At 48.4% G+C, this 22,197-nt stretch carries 18 protein-coding genes and 3 tRNA genes; 11 read left to right on the top strand and 10 right to left on the bottom strand.

All coding sequences use genetic code 11. The features are described from left to right. Window positions 1–43 precede the first annotated feature (43 nt). The 8 genes from galK to ACW6QF_RS05285 all read left to right on the top strand — a co-directional run bounded on the left by galK (window position 44) and on the right by ACW6QF_RS05285 (window position 10,367). Window positions 44–1,189: a galactokinase gene (gene galK / locus ACW6QF_RS05320; protein WP_374044480.1), complete on the top strand. Its 1,146-nt coding sequence runs from the start codon at window positions 44–46 to the stop codon at window positions 1,187–1,189. Between the two features lie 27 nt (window positions 1,190–1,216). Continuing rightward, window positions 1,217–1,909 carry an NUDIX hydrolase gene (locus tag ACW6QF_RS05315; protein WP_298547326.1) on the top strand — a complete coding sequence of 231 codons (693 nt, stop codon included), beginning with the start codon at window positions 1,217–1,219 and terminating at the stop codon, window positions 1,907–1,909. A 249-nt stretch (window positions 1,910–2,158) separates the two neighbouring features. Next, on the top strand, window positions 2,159–2,845 hold the full coding sequence (locus ACW6QF_RS05310; protein WP_456087059.1) for an L-ribulose-5-phosphate 4-epimerase: 687 nt from the start codon (window positions 2,159–2,161) through the stop codon (window positions 2,843–2,845). 27 nt (window positions 2,846–2,872) lie between these two features. Beyond that, on the top strand, window positions 2,873–4,384 hold the full coding sequence (gene araA, locus ACW6QF_RS05305) for an L-arabinose isomerase (RefSeq protein ID WP_456087058.1): 1,512 nt from the start codon (window positions 2,873–2,875) through the stop codon (window positions 4,382–4,384). 3 nt (window positions 4,385–4,387) lie between these two features. After that, entirely contained in the window at window positions 4,388–6,064 is a 1,677-nt protein-coding gene (locus ACW6QF_RS05300; RefSeq protein ID WP_456087057.1) for a ribulokinase, read from the top strand. Window positions 6,065–6,125: 61 nt separating this feature from the next. Beyond that, window positions 6,126–8,153, top strand: a complete 2,028-nt coding sequence (locus ACW6QF_RS05295) for a transketolase family protein (protein WP_298547336.1) — start codon at window positions 6,126–6,128, stop codon at window positions 8,151–8,153. A gap of 90 nt (window positions 8,154–8,243) precedes the next feature. Then, window positions 8,244–8,681, top strand: coding sequence for a ribose 5-phosphate isomerase B (gene rpiB, locus ACW6QF_RS05290; RefSeq protein WP_298547339.1), 438 nt, complete (start codon window positions 8,244–8,246; stop codon window positions 8,679–8,681). A 9-nt stretch (window positions 8,682–8,690) separates the two neighbouring features. Further along, window positions 8,691–10,367 carry a sodium:solute symporter gene (locus ACW6QF_RS05285; protein ID WP_298547341.1) on the top strand — a complete coding sequence of 559 codons (1,677 nt, stop codon included), beginning with the start codon at window positions 8,691–8,693 and terminating at the stop codon, window positions 10,365–10,367. 338 nt (window positions 10,368–10,705) lie between these two features. Here the strand turns inward: ACW6QF_RS05285 and ACW6QF_RS05280 are convergent, their stop codons facing one another. The 7 genes from ACW6QF_RS05280 to ACW6QF_RS05250 all read right to left on the bottom strand — a co-directional run bounded on the left by ACW6QF_RS05280 (window position 10,706) and on the right by ACW6QF_RS05250 (window position 15,619). Then, on the bottom strand, window positions 10,706–11,605 hold the full coding sequence (locus ACW6QF_RS05280) for a helix-turn-helix domain-containing protein (protein WP_456087056.1): 900 nt from the start codon (window positions 11,603–11,605) through the stop codon (window positions 10,706–10,708). 15 nt (window positions 11,606–11,620) lie between these two features. Further along, the gene (locus tag ACW6QF_RS05275; protein WP_456087055.1) at window positions 11,621–12,529 is read right to left on the bottom strand and encodes a helix-turn-helix domain-containing protein; all 909 of its coding nucleotides are present in this window, start codon (window positions 12,527–12,529) and stop codon (window positions 11,621–11,623) included. Window positions 12,530–12,816: 287 nt separating this feature from the next. Beyond that, window positions 12,817–12,889, bottom strand: a tRNA-Lys gene (locus ACW6QF_RS05270). Between the two features lie 28 nt (window positions 12,890–12,917). After that, a tRNA-Lys gene (locus ACW6QF_RS05265) sits at window positions 12,918–12,990 on the bottom strand. Between the two features lie 92 nt (window positions 12,991–13,082). After that, window positions 13,083–13,886: an MBL fold metallo-hydrolase gene (locus ACW6QF_RS05260; protein ID WP_298547348.1), complete on the bottom strand. Its 804-nt coding sequence runs from the start codon at window positions 13,884–13,886 to the stop codon at window positions 13,083–13,085. Between the two features lie 30 nt (window positions 13,887–13,916). Next, window positions 13,917–14,987 carry an asparaginase gene (locus ACW6QF_RS05255; protein ID WP_298547350.1) on the bottom strand — a complete coding sequence of 357 codons (1,071 nt, stop codon included), beginning with the start codon at window positions 14,985–14,987 and terminating at the stop codon, window positions 13,917–13,919. A 20-nt stretch (window positions 14,988–15,007) separates the two neighbouring features. Continuing rightward, window positions 15,008–15,619, bottom strand: a complete 612-nt coding sequence (locus tag ACW6QF_RS05250) for a trimeric intracellular cation channel family protein (RefSeq protein WP_008153383.1) — start codon at window positions 15,617–15,619, stop codon at window positions 15,008–15,010. Window positions 15,620–15,774: 155 nt separating this feature from the next. Here ACW6QF_RS05250 and ACW6QF_RS05245 point away from each other — a divergent pair, with 155 nt between their 5' ends. After that, complete coding sequence (locus tag ACW6QF_RS05245) at window positions 15,775–17,253, top strand: DUF3943 domain-containing protein (protein WP_298547354.1); 1,479 nt, start codon at window positions 15,775–15,777, stop codon at window positions 17,251–17,253. Here the strand turns inward: ACW6QF_RS05245 and ACW6QF_RS05240 are convergent. After that, window positions 17,250–18,887, bottom strand: coding sequence for an ABC-F family ATP-binding cassette domain-containing protein (locus ACW6QF_RS05240; RefSeq protein ID WP_298547356.1), 1,638 nt, complete (start codon window positions 18,885–18,887; stop codon window positions 17,250–17,252). The two genes, ACW6QF_RS05245 and ACW6QF_RS05240, sit on opposite strands and share 4 nt — an antisense overlap. Before the next feature lie 518 nt (window positions 18,888–19,405). Beyond that, entirely contained in the window at window positions 19,406–20,347 is a 942-nt protein-coding gene (locus tag ACW6QF_RS05235; RefSeq protein WP_456087054.1) for a glycoside hydrolase family 43 protein, read from the bottom strand. Between the two features lie 148 nt (window positions 20,348–20,495). Between ACW6QF_RS05235 and ACW6QF_RS05230 the strand changes: the two genes are divergently transcribed. Further along, complete coding sequence (locus ACW6QF_RS05230; protein ID WP_148480183.1) at window positions 20,496–21,044, top strand: 30S ribosomal protein S16; 549 nt, start codon at window positions 20,496–20,498, stop codon at window positions 21,042–21,044. Between the two features lie 168 nt (window positions 21,045–21,212). Here ACW6QF_RS05230 and trxA read toward each other — a convergent pair whose 3' ends face one another. Beyond that, window positions 21,213–21,683: a thioredoxin gene (trxA, locus tag ACW6QF_RS05225; RefSeq protein WP_298547364.1), complete on the bottom strand. Its 471-nt coding sequence runs from the start codon at window positions 21,681–21,683 to the stop codon at window positions 21,213–21,215. 190 nt (window positions 21,684–21,873) lie between these two features. Between trxA and ACW6QF_RS05220 the strand changes: the two genes are divergently transcribed. Further along, window positions 21,874–21,958, top strand: a tRNA-Ser gene (locus ACW6QF_RS05220). Window positions 21,959–22,197 lie beyond the last annotated feature (239 nt).

Genomic DNA, 22,197 nt, shown 5'->3' with positions numbered 1-22,197 from the left:
ATTTCTTCAATTGTTTAATAACCTAATTAAAAACAAATCTATCATGAGACAAAAAATCAGAAATAAATTTCAGGAGTTATTCTCAACAGAAGGTAGCGTATATGCATCTCCGGGCCGTATTAACCTGATTGGCGAACATACCGATTATAACGGCGGTTTCGTATTTCCGGGTGCTATCGACAAAGGCATGATTGCCGAAATCAAACCGAACGGCACAGGTAAAGTTCGTGCTTTCTCTGTTGACCTGAACGACTACGCCGAATTTGGTCTGAACGAAGAAGACGCTCCCAAAGCAAGCTGGGCAAGATACATTTTCGGTGTTTGCCGCGAAACCATCAAACGTGGCGGACAGATCCAGGGATTCGACACCGTGTTTGCAGGTGATGTACCTCTGGGTGCAGGCATGTCCTCTTCCGCAGCATTGGAAAGCACCTACGCATTTGCTTTAAACGACTTATTCTCCCTGAACATCGATAAATTTGAATTAGCTAAGATCGGTCAGTCTACGGAGCATAACTATTGCGGTGTAAACTGCGGTATTATGGACCAGTTCGCTTCCGTATTCGGAAAAGAAGGTAGTTTGATCCGCCTGGATTGCCGTTCACTCGAATATAAATATTTCCCGTTCCATCCGGTCGGCTATAAATTGGTTTTGCTGGATTCAGTCGTTAAACACGAACTGGCATCTTCGGCTTACAACAAACGCCGCCAGTCGTGCGAAAACGCCGCTGCCGCTATCCGTCGCAATCATCCGGAAGTCGAATTCCTGCGCGATGCGACAATGGATATGCTGAATGAAGTTAAAGGCGACATCAGCGCTGAAGATTACATGCGTGCCGAATATGTGATCGAAGAAGTACAGCGCGTACTCGACGTTTGCGACGCTTTGGAAAAAGACGACTACGAGACCGTAGGCAAGAAGATGTATGAAACACATCACGGCATGAGCAAATTGTACGAAGTCAGCTGCGAAGAATTGGACTTCCTGAACGATGTAGCCAAGAAATGCGGTGTAACCGGCTCACGTGTGATGGGTGGCGGTTTCGGTGGTTGTACAATCAACCTGGTGAAAGAAGAAAAATACGACGCATTCGTAAAAGAAGCATTCGAATCTTACACTGCTAAATTCGGTCACGAACCTAAGTTGTATAATGTAGTAATCAGCGACGGCGCACGCAAGCTCGCATAATAAATTAATTATAATTCCATAAAAATCATGACAGCCGCTTTTTATCAGAACGAAACCAAATTTTACGTTGCAGTAGATTGTATCATACTCGGATTCGATCAAAAAGAGCTCAATGTTTTACTTTATAAACGTAAGTTTGAACCTATGATGGGACAATGGTCTCTGATGGGCGGTTTTATCAAAGCAGGTGAAAGTATCGAGGAAGCCGCGTCACGCGTACTTACCGACTGTACCGGCATCGATAATCTTTTTATGGAACAAGTAGGTGCTTACGGAGATGTTACCCGCGACCTCGGAGAGCGGGTGATCTCCGTAGCATACTATTCACTCGTCAATATGAACGACTTCAGTGCCGAGACACTGGAGGAACACAATGCGGTCTGGACCAAGATCAGCGAGGTCCCGCAACTTATTTTCGACCATAACCAAATGATCACCGACACATTGGTCCGTCTGCGCAGAAAAGCGGCTACCCGCCCGGTCGGATTCAACCTGCTTCCCGAAAAGTTTACGTTACCGCAATTGCAAAGCCTGTATGAAGCCATCTACCAGATCCAGCTGGACAAGCGCAACTTCCGCAAAAAACTGAATGCGATGGATATTCTGGAAAAGTTGGATGAGAAAGACAAGAAAGGTTCCAAAAGAGGAGCTTTCTATTATATGTTCAACAAAGAAAAATACGATCATCTGCTCGAACAAGGGTTCTATTTCTCCTTATAGGAAAGGATATCGAAGGTTTTTTCATTTCCATTCCGATGGAACTATAATTTCATGGGCATGAAACAAACTTCTCATGACCATGGAACAAATATCTTACGGCCATGGAACTGAAATCCCATACCGATAGAATAAAAAGCAAAAACAAAGGCGGCTATGTTGTAAAACATAGCTTTTTTTGTACACTCGCCGTACAAAAGTGTTACTTTTACACCCGAACACATGCAAACCACAAACAAAGAAGTAATAAGTATGGTTGAAGAGTTAAAAGAAAAGGTTTTTAAAGCCAATCTGGACCTGGTAAAACACGGATTGGTCATTTTTACCTGGGGAAACGTAAGTGCCATAGACCGGGAAAAAGGCCTGGTCGTAATCAAACCTTCCGGAGTTTCTTACGAAACGATGAAAGCCAGTGACATGGTGGTGCTCGACTTGGACGGGAATGTTATGGAAGGCAACCTCAAACCATCATCGGACACTCCTACCCACTTGGTCCTGTACAAGGCATTTCCGGAAATCGGGGGAATCGTACATACTCACTCAACATATGCTACATCCTGGGCACAAGCAGGGTGCGACATTCCGAATATCGGCACGACACACGCCGACTATTTCAGCGACGCGATTCCCTGCACCCGCCCGATGAAGAAGGAGGAGGTTGAAGGTGATTATGAGAAAGAGACCGGCAACGTGATCGTCGAACGCTTTAAAGAACTGAATCCGGTACACATTCCGGGAGTCCTGGTGGGAAACCACGGCCCGTTCGCATGGGGCAAGGATGCAGCAGAAGCCGTCTACAATGCGGTCGTAATGGAACAGGTGGCCAAGATGGCGTATATCTCGTACGGCATCAATCCCCAATTGACCATGAACAAATATCTTATCACAAAACATTTCGAGCGCAAACACGGCCCGAATGCTTATTACGGACAAAAATAAATAACATAACAATTAAATCAATAAACCATGACAAATTTTAAAGATCTTGAAGTATGGTTCGTAACGGGAGCACAGCTTCTGTACGGAGGTGACGCGGTGATTCAGGTGGATGCTCATTCCAATGAAATGGTAAAAGGATTAAACGAATCCGGAAACCTGCCTGTAAAAGTAGTCTACAAAGGGACTGTTAACTCGGCAAAAGAGGTAACGGCTGCATTCAAAGCCGCCAACAACGACGACAAATGTATTGGTGTTATTACCTGGATGCATACTTTCTCGCCGGCCAAAATGTGGATACACGGACTACAGGAACTGAAAAAGCCGTTGCTTCATTTCCACACCCAGTTTAACAAAGAGATACCCTGGGAAACGATGGATATGGACTTCATGAACCTGAACCAGTCCGCTCACGGCGACCGTGAATTCGGCCATATGGTAAGCCGGATGCGTAAAAACCGCAAAGTCGTGGTAGGTCACTGGCAAGATCCGAAAGCACAAGCCAAGATTGCAGTCTGGATGCGCGTGGCGGCAGCCTGGGCCGATGCGCAGGATATGCTGATCATCCGTTTTGGCGACCAGATGAATAACGTAGCCGTTACAGACGGTGACAAGGTGGAAGCCGAACTGAAATTAGGTTATCATGTCGATTACTGTCCGGTAAATGACCTGATGGAATACTACGACACGGTAGAAGACAAAGACGTGGAGGAACTTGTCGGACAGTATTTCGCCGAGTACGATCATGCACCCGAACTGGAAGATAAAAATACGGAAGCCTATACGAAAGTATGGAACTCGGCAAAAGCCGAAATTGCCATCCGCCGCATCCTGAAAGACAAAGGGGCAAAAGCCTTTACAACCAATTTCGACGACCTCGGCAAGTTCGACCAGATTCCGGGCCTGGCATCACAACGCCTGATGGCGGAAGGCTACGGCTTCGGCGCCGAAGGCGACTGGAAAACAGCCGCCCTGTACCGTACCATGTGGTTCATGAGCCAGGGAATGCCGAAAGGCTGTTCCTTCCTCGAAGACTACACTTTGAATTTCGACGGCGAAAAGAGCGCAATCCTCCAAGCACATATGTTGGAAGTTTGCCCCTTGATCGCCGAACATAAGCCGAAGTTGGAAGTACACCGTCTGAGCATCGGCATAGACAGTGAAACGGCCCGCCTCGTATTCACCAGCAAACCAGGTGAAGGCGTTGCTGCCACAATCGTCGACATGGGAAACCGCTTCCGCCTGATCGTAAACAAAGTGGATTGCATCAAGAGCAAACCGCTGCCGAACCTTCCGGTTGCCAGCGCACTCTGGATTCCGCAGCCAAACCTGGAAATCGGTGCTGCCGCCTGGATACTGGCCGGAGGAACGCATCATACGAGCTTCTCCTACGACCTGACTGTGGAATATATGGAAGACTATGCCGATATCGCCGGTATCGAACTGGTGGTGATCGACAAGGATACAACTATTTCCAGCTTCAAGAAAGAATTGCAGTACAACGATCTGTATTATATGTTGAACCGCGCATTACAGGCTTGAGTCATGGCAAACGAAAAGTATGTTATAGGCCTGGACTACGGCAGCGACTCCTGTCGCGCCGTAGTCGTAGATGCTGCGACAGGGCGCGAAATAGCTTCGGCTGTCAAGTACTATTCCCGCTGGATGGAAGGGAAATATTGCAACCCTGCAAAAAACCAGTACCGCCAGCATCCGTTGGATTACATAGAAGGGTTGGAAGCCACAGTAAAGGATGCACTCGCACAATGCCCTGACGGGACAGCGCCGAACGTGGTAGGCATTGCTTTCGATACGACCGGAAGCACACCTGTCCTGACCGACAAGAACGGTACTCCCCTCGCCTTGCTGCCCGAATATGCAGAAAACCCGAATGCGATGTTCGTCCTCTGGAAAGATCATACCGCCATCCGGGAAGCCGCCGAGATCAACGAACTGGCGAAACGCTGGGGCATCGACTACACCGCCTACGAAGGCGGCATCTATTCTTCCGAGTGGGTATGGGCCAAGATGGCGCATGTCCTCCGTGTAGACGACAGTGTCTGCAAGGAGGCCTATGCCTGGATCGAGCATTGCGACTGGTTGCCAGCCCTTATCACCGGGAAGACCAAACCGGAAGAGGTGTATCGCAGCCGTTGTGCAGCCGGGCATAAAGCGATGTGGCTGGAAAAATGGGGCGGACTGCCAACCGAGGAATTCCTGACCTCGCTTGAACCGAAGCTGGCCGGTTTCCGTAGCCATCTGTTCGAGAAAACTTATACCAGCGATACGAAAGTAGGTACATTGACGCCGGAATGGGCGGAACGTCTCGGTTTGGCAACCGGCGTGGCTGTTTCGGTCGGCGCGTTCGACTGCCATATGGGAGCTGTCGGAGCCGAGATCACTCCCCGTACATTCGTGCGCGTGATCGGCACGTCGACCTGCGACATTATGGTTTCATCTTATGAAGAAATGGGCGACAAACTGGTTCCCGGCATCTGCGGCCAGGTGGACGGTTCCGTTATCCCCGGCATGATCGGGTTGGAAGCCGGACAATCCGGCTTCGGCGATATTTATGCCTGGTTCAAACGCGTGCTGGCATGGCCGCTCGAAAACATCTTGGCCAAGAGCACCCTGGTCGATGAAGAGACAAAAGCCAAGCTGATCGAGGAAACGGCAGACAAGATCATTCCCGTCCTGTCCGAAGAAGCAGCCAAAGTGCCGGTGAGCGAAAGCACGATCCTGGCAGTCGATTGGATGAACGGTCGCCGCACACCCGACGCCAGCCAGCTGGTGAAGGGTACGATCACCGGTCTCAACTTGGCAAGCTCCGCACCGCTCATCTTCCGCGCCCTGGTGGAAGCGACGGCCTTCGGCTCGAAAGCCATTGTCGACCGCTTCCTGGAGAACGGCATCAAGATCGAGAGTGTGATCGGAATCGGCGGCATTTCATTGAAATCCCCATTCGTCATGCAGACTTTGGCGGATGTGCTGGATATGCCGATCAAAGTGGCCAAAGCGGAACAGGCTTGCGCTTTCGGAGCTTCCATGTTCGCTGCCGTAGCAGCCGGTATATATCCTAAAATCGAGGATGCACAGCGGTCTATGGGACAAGGTTTTGCAAAAGAATACCAGCCGAATCACGAAAATCACCTGGCGTATCTTGCTCTTTATGAGAAATATCGGAAATTAGGGAACTTTACCGAAAATGAATTGTTTCATTGACAGGATGGTCATTACGAAGAGATTGCCTATCTTTGCAAAAAAATAAAAATAATTCATCACAATGAACGATATTAATTTAATGAACAAAGCAGCGGACAACATCCGTATTCTGGCTGCGTCAATGGTAGAAAAAGCGAAATCCGGTCACCCCGGTGGTGCAATGGGTGGTGCAGACTTTGTGAACGTACTGTTTTCAGAGTTCCTCGTGTATGATCCCAAGAATCCCACATGGGAAGGCAGAGACCGCTATTTCCAAGACCCGGGACACATGTCGCCGATGCTTTATTCAGTACTCGCCCTCACAGGTAAATTCACGATCGACGAACTGAAAGAGTTCCGCCAGTGGGGTAGCGTGACTCCGGGACATCCCGAAGTCAACGTGATGCGTGGTATAGAAAACACATCCGGTCCGCTCGGACAAGGCCACACCTACGCCGTAGGTGCCGCTATCGCAGCCAAGTTCCTGAAGGCGCGTCTGGGTGACGTCATGAACCAAACGATTTATACATATATTTCCGACGGTGGCATTCAGGAAGAGATATCCCAAGGAGCCGGACGTATTGCCGGTACGCTGGGACTGGACAACCTGATCATGTTCTACGATGCCAACAATATCCAGCTTTCGACAACCGTAGGCGAAGTGACTGCTGAAAACGTAGCCATGAAATACGAAGCATGGGGCTGGAAAGTCATCACGATCAACGGAAACGATGTAACGGAAATCCGCCGGGCATTGACCGAGGCGAAAGCCGAAACATCCCGTCCTACCCTGATTATCGGTAACACGATCATGGGCAAAGGCGCCGTGGGTACTGACAAGAGCAACTACGAAAACAAGGTGTCCACACACGGACAACCCCTTTCGGCAGCCGGCGTCTCTATCGCAGACACCATCCTGAACTTGGGAGGAAACCCGGACGACCCGTTCCAGATCTTCACTGAAGTTGCAGAACTTTATGCTAAACGTGCCAAGGAGTTGGAAGCAATCGTTGCAGAACGCCATGCTGCGAAAGCCGAATGGGCGAAAGCCAATCCGGAACTGGCTGCCAAAATGGAACAATGGTTCTCAGGCAAAGCACCGGTTATCGACTGGAAAGCGATCGAACAGAAAGCAAACCAGGCAACCCGTGCCGCTTCCGCAACCGTGTTAGGCGTATTAGCCACCCAAGTGGAAAACATGGTCGTTTCTTCAGCCGACCTTTCCAATTCGGACAAGACCGACGGCTTCCTGAAGAAAACACACGCATTCGTGAAAGGCGATTTCAGCGGTGCATTCCTTCAGGCCGGCGTTTCCGAACTGACGATGGCCTGCTTATGTATCGGCATGTCGCTCCACGGAGGCGTAATCGTCGCTTGCGGTACGTTCTTCGTATTCTCCGACTATATGAAACCGGCAATCCGCATGGCTGCCTTGATGGAACAACCGGTTAAGTTCATCTGGTCTCACGATGCTTTCCGCGTAGGTGAAGACGGCCCGACACACGAACCGGTCGAGCAGGAAGCGCAGATCCGTCTGATGGAAAAACTGAAGAACCACAAGGGACACAACTCCATGTTGGTACTTCGCCCGGCAGACGTGACCGAAACGACAATCGCCTGGAAGATGGCCATGGAAAACACAGCCACTCCGACAGCTTTGATTCTTTCCCGTCAGAACATCACTGACCTGCCCGCAAAGGGAAACCGTTACGACGAAGCTTTGCAGGCTGAAAAGGGTGCCTATATTGTAGAAGGTGACGAAAACCCTGATGTAATCATGGTCGCTTCCGGTTCGGAAGTCTCCACATTGGAAGAAGGAGCAGCATTGCTTCGCGCCGACGGCATCAAGGTCCGCATCGTATCTGTTCCTTCTGAAGGCTTATTCCGCAACCAGAGCAAGGAATACCAGGAATCCGTCATTCCGACAGGAAGCAAGGTATTCGGGCTTACAGCCGGCCTGCCGGTCAACCTGGAAGGGTTGGTTGGCGCCAACGGCAAGGTTTGGGGACTCGAATCATTCGGGTTCTCCGCTCCGTACAAGGTACTGGACGAAAAACTCGGCTTCACGGGACAGAACGTGTACAATCAGGTAAAAGAATTATTGAACTAATAGATTTATGATTTCAGGTTTATGATTTACCAACTCTTCATAAATCATGAATCTGAAATCACAAATCCCAACCTCCTCTAACAGATAAATATGAAAACATTAGGTTTATGTAGCGACCACGCAGGATACGAACTGAAAGAATTCGTGAAACAAATACTCGACTCGAAAGGGTTAGCCTATAAAGATTTCGGAACCTGCTCGACAGAAAGTTGTGATTATCCCGATTACGCCCATCCGCTTGCCGAAGCTGTAGAAGCCGGCGAAGTATATCCCGGAATAGCTATCTGCGGATCCGGAAACGGAATAGCCATGACACTCAATAAACATCAGGGAATACGGGCCGCTCTGTGCTGGCAGGAAGAGATAGCACGTCTCGCACGCGAGCACAACGACGCCAACGTACTTGTAATGCCCGGCAGATTTATCAGTCAAGAGGAAGCCACTCACACGGTCGAAGCCTTCCTGAACACCTCGTTCGAAGGCGGTCGGCATCAGCGCAGGATTGACAAAATCCCTAAAATCATGTAAAACACTATTATGGCAACATTAGACTTCATTGTAATAGGGCTATTCGCTTTAGCTCTAATCGGGATTATTATATGGGTATCTAAACAAAAACAAAACAACTCTGCCGACTATTTCCTCGGTGGCCGCGATGCCACCTGGCTCGCTATCGGTGCATCCATTTTCGCATCCAATATCGGCTCGGAACATCTTATCGGACTGGCAGGAGCAGGAGCTTCCAGTGGCATGGCAATGGCCCATTGGGAAATCCAGGGATGGATGATCCTGATCCTCGGCTGGGTATTCGTCCCCTTCTATACACGCAGTATGGTGTACACAATGCCTGAATTTCTGGAGAGGCGATATAACCCGCAATCCCGTACTATCCTTTCCATCATCTCATTAATCAGTTATGTATTGACAAAAGTAGCCGTTACGGTTTATGCCGGCGGATTGGTGTTCCAGCAGGTTTTCGGCATCAAGGAACTGTGGGGGATCGACTTTTTCTGGATTGCGGCGATCGGACTGGTCTTGTTAACCGCTCTTTATACGATTGTAGGGGGAATGAAATCCGTTCTTTACACATCCGTACTCCAAACCCCGATCCTGCTGTTAGGCTCGCTGATTATCCTCGTGCTCGGCTTTAAGGCATTAGGCGGCTGGGATGAAATGATGGCTGCGTGCAAATCCGTCGTCGTAAACGATTACGGCGATACCATGACGCAACTGATCCGTGACAACCGCGACCCGCAATATCCGTGGCTCGGTGCGTTGATCGGTTCCTCCATTATCGGCTTCTGGTATTGGTGTACCGACCAGTACATCGTGCAGCGTGTCCTTTCGGGCAAAGATATGAAGCAAGCCCGCCGTGGCGCCATCTTCGGGGCCTACCTAAAGCTGCTCCCGGTATTCCTCTTCCTGATTCCGGGAATGATCGCTTTTGCATTGAGTAAAAACGGAGTGGTGATCAATGGCGAGGTATTCAAGCTCTCCATCCCGGATGCAGCCTTCCCGACACTGGTAGCGAAACTGCTTCCGGCAGGCGTGAAAGGGCTTGTCGTATGTGGTATTCTGGCCGCTCTTATGAGTTCGCTGGCCTCCCTGTTCAACTCGTCGGCAATGTTGTTCACGATCGACTTTTATAAACGTTTCAAGCCGGAAACGCCCGAAAAGAAGCTGGTTGTAATCGGCCAGATCGCAACAGTCGTAATCGTGATTCTGGGTATCCTCTGGATTCCGATCATGCGCAGCGTCGGAGATGTCCTCTATAATTACCTTCAGGACGTACAATCCGTACTGTCACCGGGCATCGCCGCCGCCTTCCTGTTGGGTGTTTGCTGGAAACGCACTTCCGCCCAAGGAGGCATGTGGGGAATGCTGGCAGGTATCATCATCGGTATTACCCGCCTGGGAGCCAAAGTTTATTACAGCAATGCGGTCGACGCATCCGACAACCTGTTCAAAGCCCTGTTCTATGACATGAACTGGTTGTTCTTCTGCGGATGGATGTTCCTCTTCTGCATCATCCTGACAATCATTGTCAGTCTTTGCACGAAAGCCCCCGAAGCCGGAAAGATACAAGGTCTGGTATTCGGAACGGCGACGCCGGAAGAGCGGGCGGCCACACGTGCAAGCTGGAATCATTGGGATGTGATCCATTCCGTTATCATCCTGGGTATTACGGCTGCATTCTATTGGTATTTCTGGTAATACCGGCAAGCAACCGGAAGAGACACAAGAACCCGTGTTTTCCAAAATCTCTGTCACTCTATCACACTTTCTCTTGTATGCTTTGATGTTCATAACGTGGAAGGTGTGATAGAGGGCATTTTTATCTATCACTCCTCTATCACTCGTCTATCACACAAACAAATGCTTCTATTGACATAAAGAAAGCTTTTCTTGAAAAACAAGTAGGGAAAAATGCAAACGGCAAGTGGAAACACTCATCGACACCCCCATGTCCGCATACCCTACACCCCCATGTAGCGGGTATGAACATCCGGGTGCCTAATCGGGAACATCCGGGTGTTCATTTACTTATCTGCTCAACTCTGTGAACACCGGTATTCATTTGGAGCAAAACCGGTTATCTTCTTGAATATTAAACTGAAATGCTGAACATTCGGATACCCCAACCGACAGGCAATGGCAGCGGGCGTGCTGTCCGTTCTCAACAAAAGGTTCTTGGCGACAGATAACCGTTTAAGTTGGAAATACTCGGTAAGCGTCTTACCCGTCTCAAACTTCAACAGGTCATTAAAATAAGCGACGGACAAGTTCAGATTCCCAGCACAATAGGCATCAGTGGGCAACTTGCCGTCCCGTAGCTTACCGGAGGCGATATAGTCGTCGAGAATCTTATCCATTTTCCCCAGAATCACCTTGTTTTTGTTTTCACGGGTAATGAACTGCCGCTCGTAATAGCGCGTACAGTAATCCAGCAACAGTTCGATATGGCGGGACAGGATGGTACTGCTATGCGTGTCTATGGCATGATGAAGCTCATCTTCGATATTTTCAAGGCAACAGGTCACTTTCGCCGTTTCCCGTTGCGAAAGATGCAGTGCCTCTTCCTTGCGGTAGGAAAAGAAGGTATAATACTTGATATGATTTTTCAACGAAGTACGGAACAGCAAATCGGGATGGAACGCCAAAAGATACCCCTTGTCGGGAAGCGTATTGTTCTCGTTCATACCGAAAATTTCGCCGGGAGTGAGAAACACCATCGTTGCATTGGAATAGTCGTAATATTTACGCCCGCAACAATCGCACCCGTTTTCACAATCTTCAATCAGCAGGATGGCATAGAATTCGAACCTTACGGCATCCTGTTCCAGATTCGGATTCTCCAGATTGATGATACTTACCTGCGGATGGAGCGTCTCGCACCCCAAGCACCGATTGCATTCGCATACGGTCTTTATGTCCAACGTCCTTTCTTTCATCGCCTAAAAATTCACTCACAAACTGTTTTGCGCCCGAAATTCATTCGGCGTACACCCTACCCGCTTCTTGAACAAGCGGCAGAAATGCTGCGGATACTGGAATCCCAGCGAGTAGGCAATCCGGCTGACCGTTTCCTCCGCTGCGGAGGAGATACGTTCCTTGGCCAGTTCGATAACCTTCGTCTGAATATATTCCTGCGGTGTCTTCCCGGTTTCCTTCTTGAACATATCGCCAAAATAGTTGGACGAAAGACAGAGCTTGTCGGCAAAGTATTTCACCGTAGGCAGGCCGTTGCTCTCGGCGGCCGTCCCTTCGAAATACTCGTCCAGCAAGCTCTCGAAGCGTGTCAGCACATCGCTGTTCGCCTTGCTGCGGGTGATAAACTGGCGTTCGTAGAAACGCATGCAATAGTTAAGGAGCAATTCGATATGGTTCACCAGCAAAGTCTTGCTATGCTTGTCCACGCCATGTTCCAGCTCCATGCGTATAATCTTCAGGCAATCCATCACAATACACCTCTCCTCTTCCGAAAGATGCAACGCTTCGTTTACCTCATAAGAAAAGAACGTGTATTTCTTGATTGCCTTCCCCAGCGACGTCCCCCGCAGCAGGTCAGGATGAAAAAGAATCCCATAGACGTTCACCTGGACCTTATCTGTCGTCGGAGTCGTCTCCGCCGTCTGTCCGGGAGCAAAACAGACGATGGTGCCTTCCTGATAATCGTAAGTCCGACGCCCGTATCGGATGTCGCAGGCCTTTTCAAGTTTCAGGTATAATGCATAAACGCCATAGTTGAACCGGATGAGGTCCACACCGCTGGTCGCTTTGTTCAGGTCGATCACGCTGACCAGCGGGTTCAGCGTTTCAAGGCCGTATAATTTGTTATACAGATCCACACTATCCAAATTGAGTATCTTATCCATAACCGCAAATATTTAACTTACCGAGCAATAACATATATCACCTACAATATTCCGGTTACAAAAATAAAAGATAATCCAGACATATTCATTACCCTAATTACGGATTACCTAACCATTGTTACTGTTTTTATAAGATAAAAGAGATGCATCTTGTTACCGGATAGTGATCCCCTCTGCCCACCGGGAAAATCCGCCGACCTTAATTCCCCCAATAAAAGGGTCCATAAACAAAAACAGCACTTCACAGTATCAACTGTAAAATGCTGTTTGTAACTTGTTGTCACTTGTGACCTGGGAGGGGCTCGAACCCTCGACCCAATGATTAAGAGTCATTTGCTCTACCAACTGAGCTACCAAGTCGATGTTTGTCGGTTTTGTTTTTGTTGAGTGACCTGGGAGGGGCTCGAACCCTCGACCCAATGATTAAGAGTCATTTGCTCTACCAACTGAGCTACCAAGTCATTCATGCTATCGTTGTTTCTCGATTGCGGGTGCAAAGATAGGAGTTTAATTTTTCTTTGCAAACTTTTCCCGCAGTTTTTTACATAAAAATTTACTCAAACTCAAAAATATCAGACGGTGTAGTCCGCTTCAGCGCATGCAGGGAGACATCCTTTCCTACCCGTACCCCCTCCTGGAACAGACGGAAATCAACTGTCTTAAAGGCAAGTTCGGGATGGTTATTGTCACGGCTCAGGTGGCACAACCAGATATCTTTCAGTTTGGGATCATAATGGGTGGCGAGGAATTCGGCAGCTTCACGGTTGCTCAAATGTCCGGTCGGACTGGCTACGCGTTCCTTCAGGAAAGCAGGGTACGTGCCGAACTGCAACATCTCCTCGTCATAATTGGCTTCTATGATCAGGTGGTTCGCCATGCTCATATATTTGCTTACCGTTTCGGTGATATGGCCGACATCCGTTGCCAACGTGAACTTATGATCGCCATATTCGATATAATAGCCGACATTGTCGGTACTGTCATGCGGGACCTCGAAAGCGGTAATGCGAAAATCGCGGATCATAAAAGGCACTTCCTTTTCGATCACTTTACGCGAAGCGACAAGCGTTTCCTCCACGTAGCGGCTTTTGTTGATCCCCCGGTGGACAGCCTCCGTCGTATAGACAGGAATACAGTGTTTCTCTCCCAGGCAACCTACGGTCTTGATATGATCGGCATGATCATGCGTAATCAGGACTGCAATAATTTTGGAGAAATCGATCGCTTTATCTTTCAACACCTTCTTTATGGTACGAATACCGATACCTGCATCAATCAACACGCCGAATTCGGGTGTTCCCAGATAATAGCAGTTTCCACTGCTTCCACTTGCTAAACTCAGAAATGATAGTTTCATTTTAATTTCCAATTCAGTCCTTAACAGGAATTACGGGCGAAACGTGTCGGGGATCGTCACCTCCCCGATCAGCGAACAGTTCATGTGATCCTTCACCTCCTCCGGCGTCAGGCCGTGGCCGAAAAGGAACATGAGCTTGGTGACGGCACTTTCGGTCGTACTGTCGAATCCGCTTATCACCCCCGCTTCCAACAATTTATGCCCTGTCTCATACCGGTGCATTTCCACGCTTCCGGCACTACACTGGGTTACATTCACAATCACAATTCCCCGGCTCACCGCATCTTTCAGCATCGTCAGGAACCAATCGTAGCACGGCGCGTTACCGCTTCCGAACGTCTCCATCACGACCCCCTTCAACCCCGGTATGTTCAGGATGCTTTCCACTACCTGGGGAGAAATCCCCGGGAAAAGTTTCAGCACCGCAATATTCCGGTCCAAGAGGTAATGCGGTTTCAAAGGCCTTCTCGAAACAGGGTGGTAAACCTGCTGCGTGTCATACTTTATATAAATGCCGGCATGTGCCAGCGGCGGATAATTGTATGAACGGAAAGCATTGAAGTTGTCCGCATTGATCTTACTCGTACGGTTTCCCCTCAACAAGTCATTTTCGAAAAAGATACAAACCTCCGGCACAACCGGGATGCCGTTTTCCTTTGCCGCGGCAATCTCGATAGCGGTGATCAGGTTTTCTTTCCCGTCGGTCCGCAACATACCGATCGGCAATTGCGAACCGGTAAAGATGACCGGCTTGCTTAAATTCTCCAGCATAAAACTCAAAGCGGATGCCGTAAAAGACATCGTGTCCGTGCCATGAAGCACGACAAAGCCGTCGTACAGCTGGTAATTGTCGGCAATAATCCTCACGATCTTCATCCATGACTCCGGCCCCATCTCCGATGAATCCATGGCCGGATCGAACTGGATGGTCGAAACCGCATAGCCCAACTTCTTCAACTCCGGCATATTATCCTTCAAATGCTGGAAATTGAACGATTCCAACACTCCGGTTTCGGGGTTTTCGATCATACCGATCGTTCCGCCCGTATAGATGAGCAGGATCGAGGCTTTCTCACTTTGAGTGTTCATATTTGCTGTCATAAATCGCAAAGTTAATAAATTTATTCTTCCCCTTTTAATACAGGGACGCTTATATGATATTTTACCGCCACTATCCGTGAAACGAATATTCCGGTAGCAGCAATAAGCTGCGTCAGCGACGGCCCGATCCCCATCTGCAGGCAAGCATAATAAATAAAGCCTCCGAACACGCATGCCAGGGCATAAATGTCTTTTCGGAAAATCAGCGGCACCTCGTTGATCAGGATATCGCGGATCATACCGCCAAAAGCGCCCGTAATCGTTCCCATCACAATAGCCACCCACATCGGAAACCCGAATGCCAGCGCCTTCTCGATACCGACCACGCCGAACAGCCCCAGCCCGATAGCATCGAAAATGAAGAACGTATTGTTCAAACTGATCACATATTTCCGAAAGATGATAACGAAGAGCAATGCCAACGCCGATATGATGAGATAAGAAGCCTGTTCCATCCAGAAAGGAGTGGCATTGAGCAGGATATCGCGGATCGTACCGCCTCCCACCGCCGTAACCACACCGACAACATAAGCTCCGAACCAGTCAAATTGTTTAGCAGAAGCCAAACGGATACCGCTAATCGCAAAAGCGAATGTCCCGGTGTAATCGCAAAACGTAATGAAGTCTATCATTTTGATTTTTTCTGCAAAAATAAGTATTTCCTCGCAATGTTGCGGTTTTCTATCGAGACGACCTGATAATAATTTAAACCAAACGAATATCCGGCTGTTAATTATATATAAGTTTGCATTCAAAAAAGTGCTGATGATTATCTAATTAAGGAATAATGAAGAAATTTATATTAACCGGTCTCGTTTGTCTGCTTTCGTCTTCATGGATATGGGGACAAGAATACATACCTCAAATAAAATATCGTCATTACATAAGCGACACAACCCTATTCCAACCCCGCCGCCCCTGGAAAGCGGCGCTCGAAACATTCGGGCTCAATATGGTCGTCTGGAGCTTCGACCGGTATATCGTAAAAGAGGACTGGGCCTATATCAACGGGCATACGATCAAAAGCAATTTCAAAAAAGGTCCGGTATGGGACACCGACCAGTTCACGACGAACCTGTTCTCCCATCCCTACCACGGTTCGCTCTATTTCAACGCAGCCCGCAGCAACGGGATGAACTTCTGGCAATCCGCCCCTTTTGCGGCCGGCGGCAGCCTGATGTGGGAGTTCTTTATGGAGAACGAACCGCCTTCGATCAACGACATGCTGGCGACGACGTTCGGAGGAATCGAACTGGGTGAAATCACCTACCGGCTGTCCGACCTGTTCATCGATAACCGCTCGTCGGGAGCCGAACGCGTGGGGCGCGAGGTGTTGGCGGGCGTCTTGTCGCCGGTCCGCGCCTTCAACCGCATCATTTCGGGGGAAGCCTGGCGGCACAGTTCTTCAAAAGGACGAACCTATTCTTCCGTCCCCGTCAACTTCATCGTCACGATGGGTCCCCGCTTCCTGGCAGAGCAGGAAGGTTCGAAACGAGGGACGACGAGTTTGAACATCAATCTCCGCATCAACTACGGGAATCCGATCAACGATGATTTTTATTCTCCCTACGAATGGTTCCGTTTCAACTTCGGAATGGATCTATTCTCAGCGCAGCCCGTCGTCAGCCAGGTCAACGCCATCGGGGCCTTATGGGGGAAAACTGTTTGGACGAAGGAAGCGCGTTCCCTTTCCGCCGGATTTTTCCAACATTTCGACTTCTATAACTCGGAACTCCGCAACGGGAGCGACCTCACCGTTCCTCCCTACCGCATCGCGGCACCGGCAGCAGCAGGAGCCGGCTTGATCTATTACAAACAGGCCACACCGGGAGACAAAGCTGATATCTATGCCGAACTGTATGCAAACGGCGTAGCTTTAGGAGCCAGCCTGTCGGATTACATGCTGCTCGGCGAACGGGATTATAACTTAGGGAGCGGCTACAGCACCAAGGCCGGTGCGGGCATCATCTACAACAAACGATTGGCGTTCCTGCTCAACATGGAAAACTATCATATCTTTACCTGGAAAGGATACGATCCGGATATCGACTGGTCACAGGCAGACCCCACCACCCTGAACATCCAAGGCGATGCCGGGAACGCACGCCTGACCATCTTCTCGATGAAACTGGCTTATCTATTGAAGGACAAATGGAACATCACCCTGACGAACCGCTATTTCTCCCGACGGACAAACTACCGGTATTATCCCCGGGTGGACTATTCCACTTACGACCTGATGCTCGGACTGGGGATACGGATTTAGCTCTTCCGCTCCAGCTCGTTCAGGTTCTCCATCTTCTTGCGTTGCAGGAACTCGTAGATACCCTCAAGATGTTCCGTCACTTTCTTGTTTCCGAACTCGTACACTTTGGTCACAAGGCCGTCCAGGAAGTCACGGTCATGGGAAACGACGATCAGCGTCCCGTCAAAATCCATCAAGGCTTGCTTCAGGATATCTTTCGTTTTCATGTCCAGATGGTTCGTCGGCTCGTCGAGGATCAGCAGGTTGACAGGCTCCAGCAGCAGCTTGATCATGGCCAGGCGGGTACGCTCGCCGCCGGAGAGCACTTTTACTTTTTTGGCGGAATTCTCGCCCCCGAACATGAAAGCGCCCAGCAGGTCCTTGATCTTGTTGCGGATGTCCCCTTTTGCGACATCATCTATCGTTTGGAACACCGTCAGGTTCTCATCCAAAAGGGAAGCCTGGTTCTGCGCGAAATAACCGATCATCACGTTATGCCCGATCGTCAGCGTGCCGTCATGCTCGATTTCTTTCATGATGCACTTAACCAACGTGGATTTGCCTTCCCCGTTCTTTCCGACGAAAGCGATCTTGTCACCCCGCTCGATCGTCAGATTGGCATTACGGAAAACGGTATGCTCCCCGTACGATTTCGACACATCCTCGATCGTCACCGGATAGGAACCCGAACGGGGCGAAGGCGGGAACTTCAGGCGCAGAGCGGAAGTATCTTCCTCGTCCACTTCCAGAATCTCCAGTTTTTCGAGCATCTTCACACGGCTCTGCACCTGCAAGGTCTTGGAATAAGTGCCTTTGAAACGTTCGATAAAATCTTTCGTCTCGGCAATGAACTTCTGTTGCTCGTCATATGCTTTCTGTTGCTGTTCGCGACGCTCCTTGCGCAGCTGAAGGTATTGGCTGTAATTGACCTTATAATCGTAGATGCGGCCCATCGTCACTTCGATCGTACGGGTCGTGATATGATCTACGAACGCGCGGTCGTGGCTGATCACGACTACTGCCTGCCCGTTGTCGATCAGGAAATCTTCCAACCACTGGATCGACTCGATATCGAGGTGGTTGGTCGGCTCGTCCAACAAGAGCACATCCGGCTTCTTCAACAACAGTTTCGCCAATTCGATACGCATGCGCCAGCCACCGCTGAACTCGCTCGTCTGGCGGGTAAAGTCTTCGCGGGTAAAACCAAGCCCTAACAAGGTCTTCTCGATATCGGCGTCATAATTAATCTCTTCAATGGAATAGAACTTCTCGCTCAAAGTCGAAACACGCTCGATCAGCTCCATGTAGCTGTCCGACTCATAATCGGTGCGCGTCTCCAATTCCTTGTTGAGAGCGGCAATCTCCGCCTCCATCTCGTGCAGATGCGCAAAAGCCTGGGCTGTTTCTTCAAAAACGGTACGGCCGTCTTCCGTCATCAAATGCTGCGGAAGATATGCGACAACGGTATCTTTCGGTGCGGATACTTTCCCGCGAGTCGGTTCGCGCACACCCGCCAATATCTTCAACAAGGTGGATTTCCCTGCGCCGTTCTTTCCCATCAGGGCAATCCGGTCTTTCTCGTTAATGACAAAAGATATATCCGAAAATAATGCGCTACCGCCAAACTCTACTGTTAGTCCGTCTACTGAAATCATATAATATATATAATGTATTGCTTTTATAAAACGAGCGGCAAAGGTAATAAATAAATAGGAATGATAATAATCGTGCGTCATTCACCCTCAGACCACATTCAAAGGGCCGAAGATTTTTCCGCTTTCCGGGACATTAAACTCACAAAAAAACAACAATATCCCCCCTTAAACGCATATTTATCACAAATAGCTGATCCATAAAAACATACAAAATCGGCTGTTTGTTAAAAAATATTACCCCTGCGGGTAATTTGAAGTAAATGGGGTATAAAATCGAATTAGATGCGGTAGTAGTTTCGTTTTGAACCAATGTCGTTTTTGGGAAAATGACAATAAGCACCCATTTGATTCACCACTGTCCAATGATTTGACAAGGTTTTCTAATTATTGGAAGAGGTCAAGGAAAAGACAGAGATACGGCCGATTTGCCTTTGGATAGTTATATAAAATTCCACCCAACAGGTACAGGATGGCAAACTAACCGACCGTGCTTTGCCATCCCGGCCGAAAGGGAAGGCTTACTTCACGACTTCCGGCCGTATCAAGCCGCCGCCGATCGAAACACGGTCCTTCCCCGTCAGGGACATATCGATAATGTAAGAGTTTCGCTGGTTCACCTCTGTCCGGCTCTTATGGGCATGAAAAATGTAGCGGTATCTGCCCGCTCTATCCAGGAACGGTGCGCCATGGCCGGTTCCGACAAGCTCTTCCACTTTATGCAAAAGCGGATTTTTCCCGCTTTTCTTCCACGGGCCGAAGGGAGAATCCGATGTTGCGTAGCCTACGGCATAATCCCGGCTTCTGAAGTCATTGGCGGAATAGAGCATATAATACAGCCCGTCCCGCTTGACGACGGAAGGACCTTCGGCAACCTTCCCGAATACTAACTCCCACGGTTCGGCGGCCTCGACGCATTGCGTCAATGTTTCTTCCTTGATCTCTTTCAGATTATCTTTCAGCTCGGCACACCAAATCACATTGCCGTTTGTAAAGCGGACAAAATAAAGATAGGCCTTCCCGTCCTCATCGAAAAAGACGGAGGTATCGATTCCTTTCTCTTCCCGGATCGGCTTCTTTTCATCCTGCACGAACGGGCCGAAAGGGGAATCGGCCGTGGCAACACAAACATGTTCCTCTACCGAATAGAACATATAAAATTTCTTATCCTTCTCCACATAGTAGACTTCCGGCGCCCAAAACCATTTATCCCCGTAAGAATCTTCCTTACTCAGTGCCAGGCGCGGAGAACGCTCCCACGATTTCAAGTCTTTAGAACTGTACACCTCGAAACCGTCCGCACGGGATGTTCCATAGGCATAATAGGTATCGTTGTAAAACAGGATATAAGGATCGGCAATCGGCAACACATCCGAAACCGGCTCTTTCCCCAAGGCAGTCATACTTACCGAAACAACACACAACAGCATCAATAGCATTTTCTTCAACGTATTCGTCTTCATAATGTATCCGTTTATTATTTGATAATTGAGAATTTCACACGCATGCAAAGATAATCAATTATTTTCTTCCTCAATATATTTGTTTTGTATATAAAAACCCCTATCTTTGCACCCGCTAATACAAACAGCTTAAATTAATTATTCAAACATGGCAACAAAAATTAGATTGCAAAGACACGGTCGTAAAAGCTACGCTTTTTATCAGATCGTAGTCGCAGACAGCAGGGCTCCACGTGATGGAAAGTTTATTGAAAGGATAGGTTCTTATAATCCGAACACTAATCCTGCTACAGTAGATTTGAACTTCGAAAGAGCTTTGTATTGGTTACAGGTAGGTGCACAACCTACAGATACCACTCGTAACATCCTTTCCCGCGAAGGTGTTTGCTTGAAAAAACACTTATTGGAAGGTGTTAAGAAGGGTGCGTTCGACGAAGCTACCGCTGAAACTAAGTTTCAGGCTTGGTTGAAAAACAAACAGGCTTCTGTTCAGGCTGTAAAGGACAAAGATAGCGAAGCTGCAAAAGCTGCAGAAAAAGCTCGTCTGGAAGCAGAAAAAGAAGCAAACAAGGCAAAAGCAGAAATCGTAGCTAAAAAGAAAGCAGAATTGGCAGCCGCTGAAGCTGCTAAGCAGGCTGAAGAAGCAGCTGCTGCCGCTCCGGCAGAAGAAGCTCCTGCAGCAGAAAGCGCTGAATAAATTCGGGCTTTGCCAAATAAAGAGAGGACATCCCCACAAAGATGTCCTCTTTTTTTATTGTGTATCCCTCCTCCCAAACATTTGCAAAAGCTCCCAAAAAACGCCCGATCCTACAAGAGAACCAGGCGTTCCAAATTGCAACATTTCTAACGGGAATATATAAAGAATTTATTTCTTCAGTAAGAAATGATCTATCTGCTCTACAAACTGTTCTTTCGATAAAGCGCCCTGAGCAATCTGGGGTTTACCTGTCTTGGGAATGAACAGCAACGTCGGGATACTCTGTATGCCGAATGCCGAAGCCAGCTCTTTTTCATTATCTACATTTATCTTATAAATAACAATATCGTCCTTATACTGTGCAGCCAGTTCTTTCAGGATCGGAGATACTTTCTTGCAAGGACCGCACCAATCTGCATAAAAATCAATAATAGCCGGTTTGTTTCCTTCGTACACCCATTGAGTCTGATTCTTTTCGTAATTATATACTTTCGACAGGAAGTCCGCCTTGTTCAAAGCAATCACTTCCCCCTGTGCCGATGCCTTTTCCGTTTCATTTTTTTCCGGCTTTGCGGACATGGAACAACTAACCAAAACCAGTGCGACCGCAACCATCAATAGACTTTTCAAACTTCTCATATAAAACTTATTACTATTTTAATTATTACCACTTACAAAAATAACAATAAAAAGACACAAACGTTTGTTCTCTGTGGTTAAAAGAAAAAGAATAGAGTGAAAAGAAAAAATACCCACCACCAAATTTGGTTATTCGAAAATAATCACTACCTTTGCACCGCAATCAAAAGAAACGGTTGCACAACATATTGGAGAGATGGCAGAGTGGTCGATTGCGGCGGTCTTGAAAACCGTTGAACCGAGAGGTTCCGGGGGTTCGAATCCCTCTTTCTCCGCTGAACTTACTGGACAAAAATGGTCAAAGAACGGATAAAAAGCTACAAATCAATGATTTGTAGCTTTTTTATTGCCCAAAAATCCTGCTTCCAAACGATGCAAAGGGATGACAGGGTATCGGGAAAAAGGTCAGCACCTTTTCGGCAACGGATGCCTACCTTTTTTCCGATAGATAGGCATCCCTTTTCAATGCAAACGTGATTTGATTTCAAAACAACGGTGATTCGATTTCAAAATA

It is taken from the genome of Parabacteroides sp., from assembly GCF_977054455.1.
The sequence above is the reverse complement of the archived record's forward strand: the minus strand, read 5'-3'. Positions and strand labels throughout refer to the sequence as shown.

Coding starts and splice junctions, on each gene's coding strand:
- galK (WP_374044480.1), top strand. CDS start 44: ATGAGACAAAAAATCAGAAATAAATTTCAGGAGTTATTCTCAACAGAA.
- ACW6QF_RS05315 (WP_298547326.1), top strand. CDS start 1,217: ATGACAGCCGCTTTTTATCAGAACGAAACCAAATTTTACGTTGCAGTA.
- ACW6QF_RS05310 (WP_456087059.1), top strand. CDS start 2,159: ATGGTTGAAGAGTTAAAAGAAAAGGTTTTTAAAGCCAATCTGGACCTG.
- araA (WP_456087058.1), top strand. CDS start 2,873: ATGACAAATTTTAAAGATCTTGAAGTATGGTTCGTAACGGGAGCACAG.
- ACW6QF_RS05300 (WP_456087057.1), top strand. CDS start 4,388: ATGGCAAACGAAAAGTATGTTATAGGCCTGGACTACGGCAGCGACTCC.
- ACW6QF_RS05295 (WP_298547336.1), top strand. CDS start 6,126: ATGAACGATATTAATTTAATGAACAAAGCAGCGGACAACATCCGTATT.
- rpiB (WP_298547339.1), top strand. CDS start 8,244: ATGAAAACATTAGGTTTATGTAGCGACCACGCAGGATACGAACTGAAA.
- ACW6QF_RS05285 (WP_298547341.1), top strand. CDS start 8,691: ATGGCAACATTAGACTTCATTGTAATAGGGCTATTCGCTTTAGCTCTA.
- ACW6QF_RS05280 (WP_456087056.1), bottom strand. CDS start 11,605: ATGAAAGAAAGGACGTTGGACATAAAGACCGTATGCGAATGCAATCGG.
- ACW6QF_RS05275 (WP_456087055.1), bottom strand. CDS start 12,529: ATGGATAAGATACTCAATTTGGATAGTGTGGATCTGTATAACAAATTA.
- ACW6QF_RS05260 (WP_298547348.1), bottom strand. CDS start 13,886: ATGAAACTATCATTTCTGAGTTTAGCAAGTGGAAGCAGTGGAAACTGC.
- ACW6QF_RS05255 (WP_298547350.1), bottom strand. CDS start 14,987: ATGACAGCAAATATGAACACTCAAAGTGAGAAAGCCTCGATCCTGCTC.
- ACW6QF_RS05250 (WP_008153383.1), bottom strand. CDS start 15,619: ATGATAGACTTCATTACGTTTTGCGATTACACCGGGACATTCGCTTTT.
- ACW6QF_RS05245 (WP_298547354.1), top strand. CDS start 15,775: ATGAAGAAATTTATATTAACCGGTCTCGTTTGTCTGCTTTCGTCTTCA.
- ACW6QF_RS05240 (WP_298547356.1), bottom strand. CDS start 18,887: ATGATTTCAGTAGACGGACTAACAGTAGAGTTTGGCGGTAGCGCATTA.
- ACW6QF_RS05235 (WP_456087054.1), bottom strand. CDS start 20,347: ATGAAGACGAATACGTTGAAGAAAATGCTATTGATGCTGTTGTGTGTT.
- ACW6QF_RS05230 (WP_148480183.1), top strand. CDS start 20,496: ATGGCAACAAAAATTAGATTGCAAAGACACGGTCGTAAAAGCTACGCT.
- trxA (WP_298547364.1), bottom strand. CDS start 21,683: ATGAGAAGTTTGAAAAGTCTATTGATGGTTGCGGTCGCACTGGTTTTG.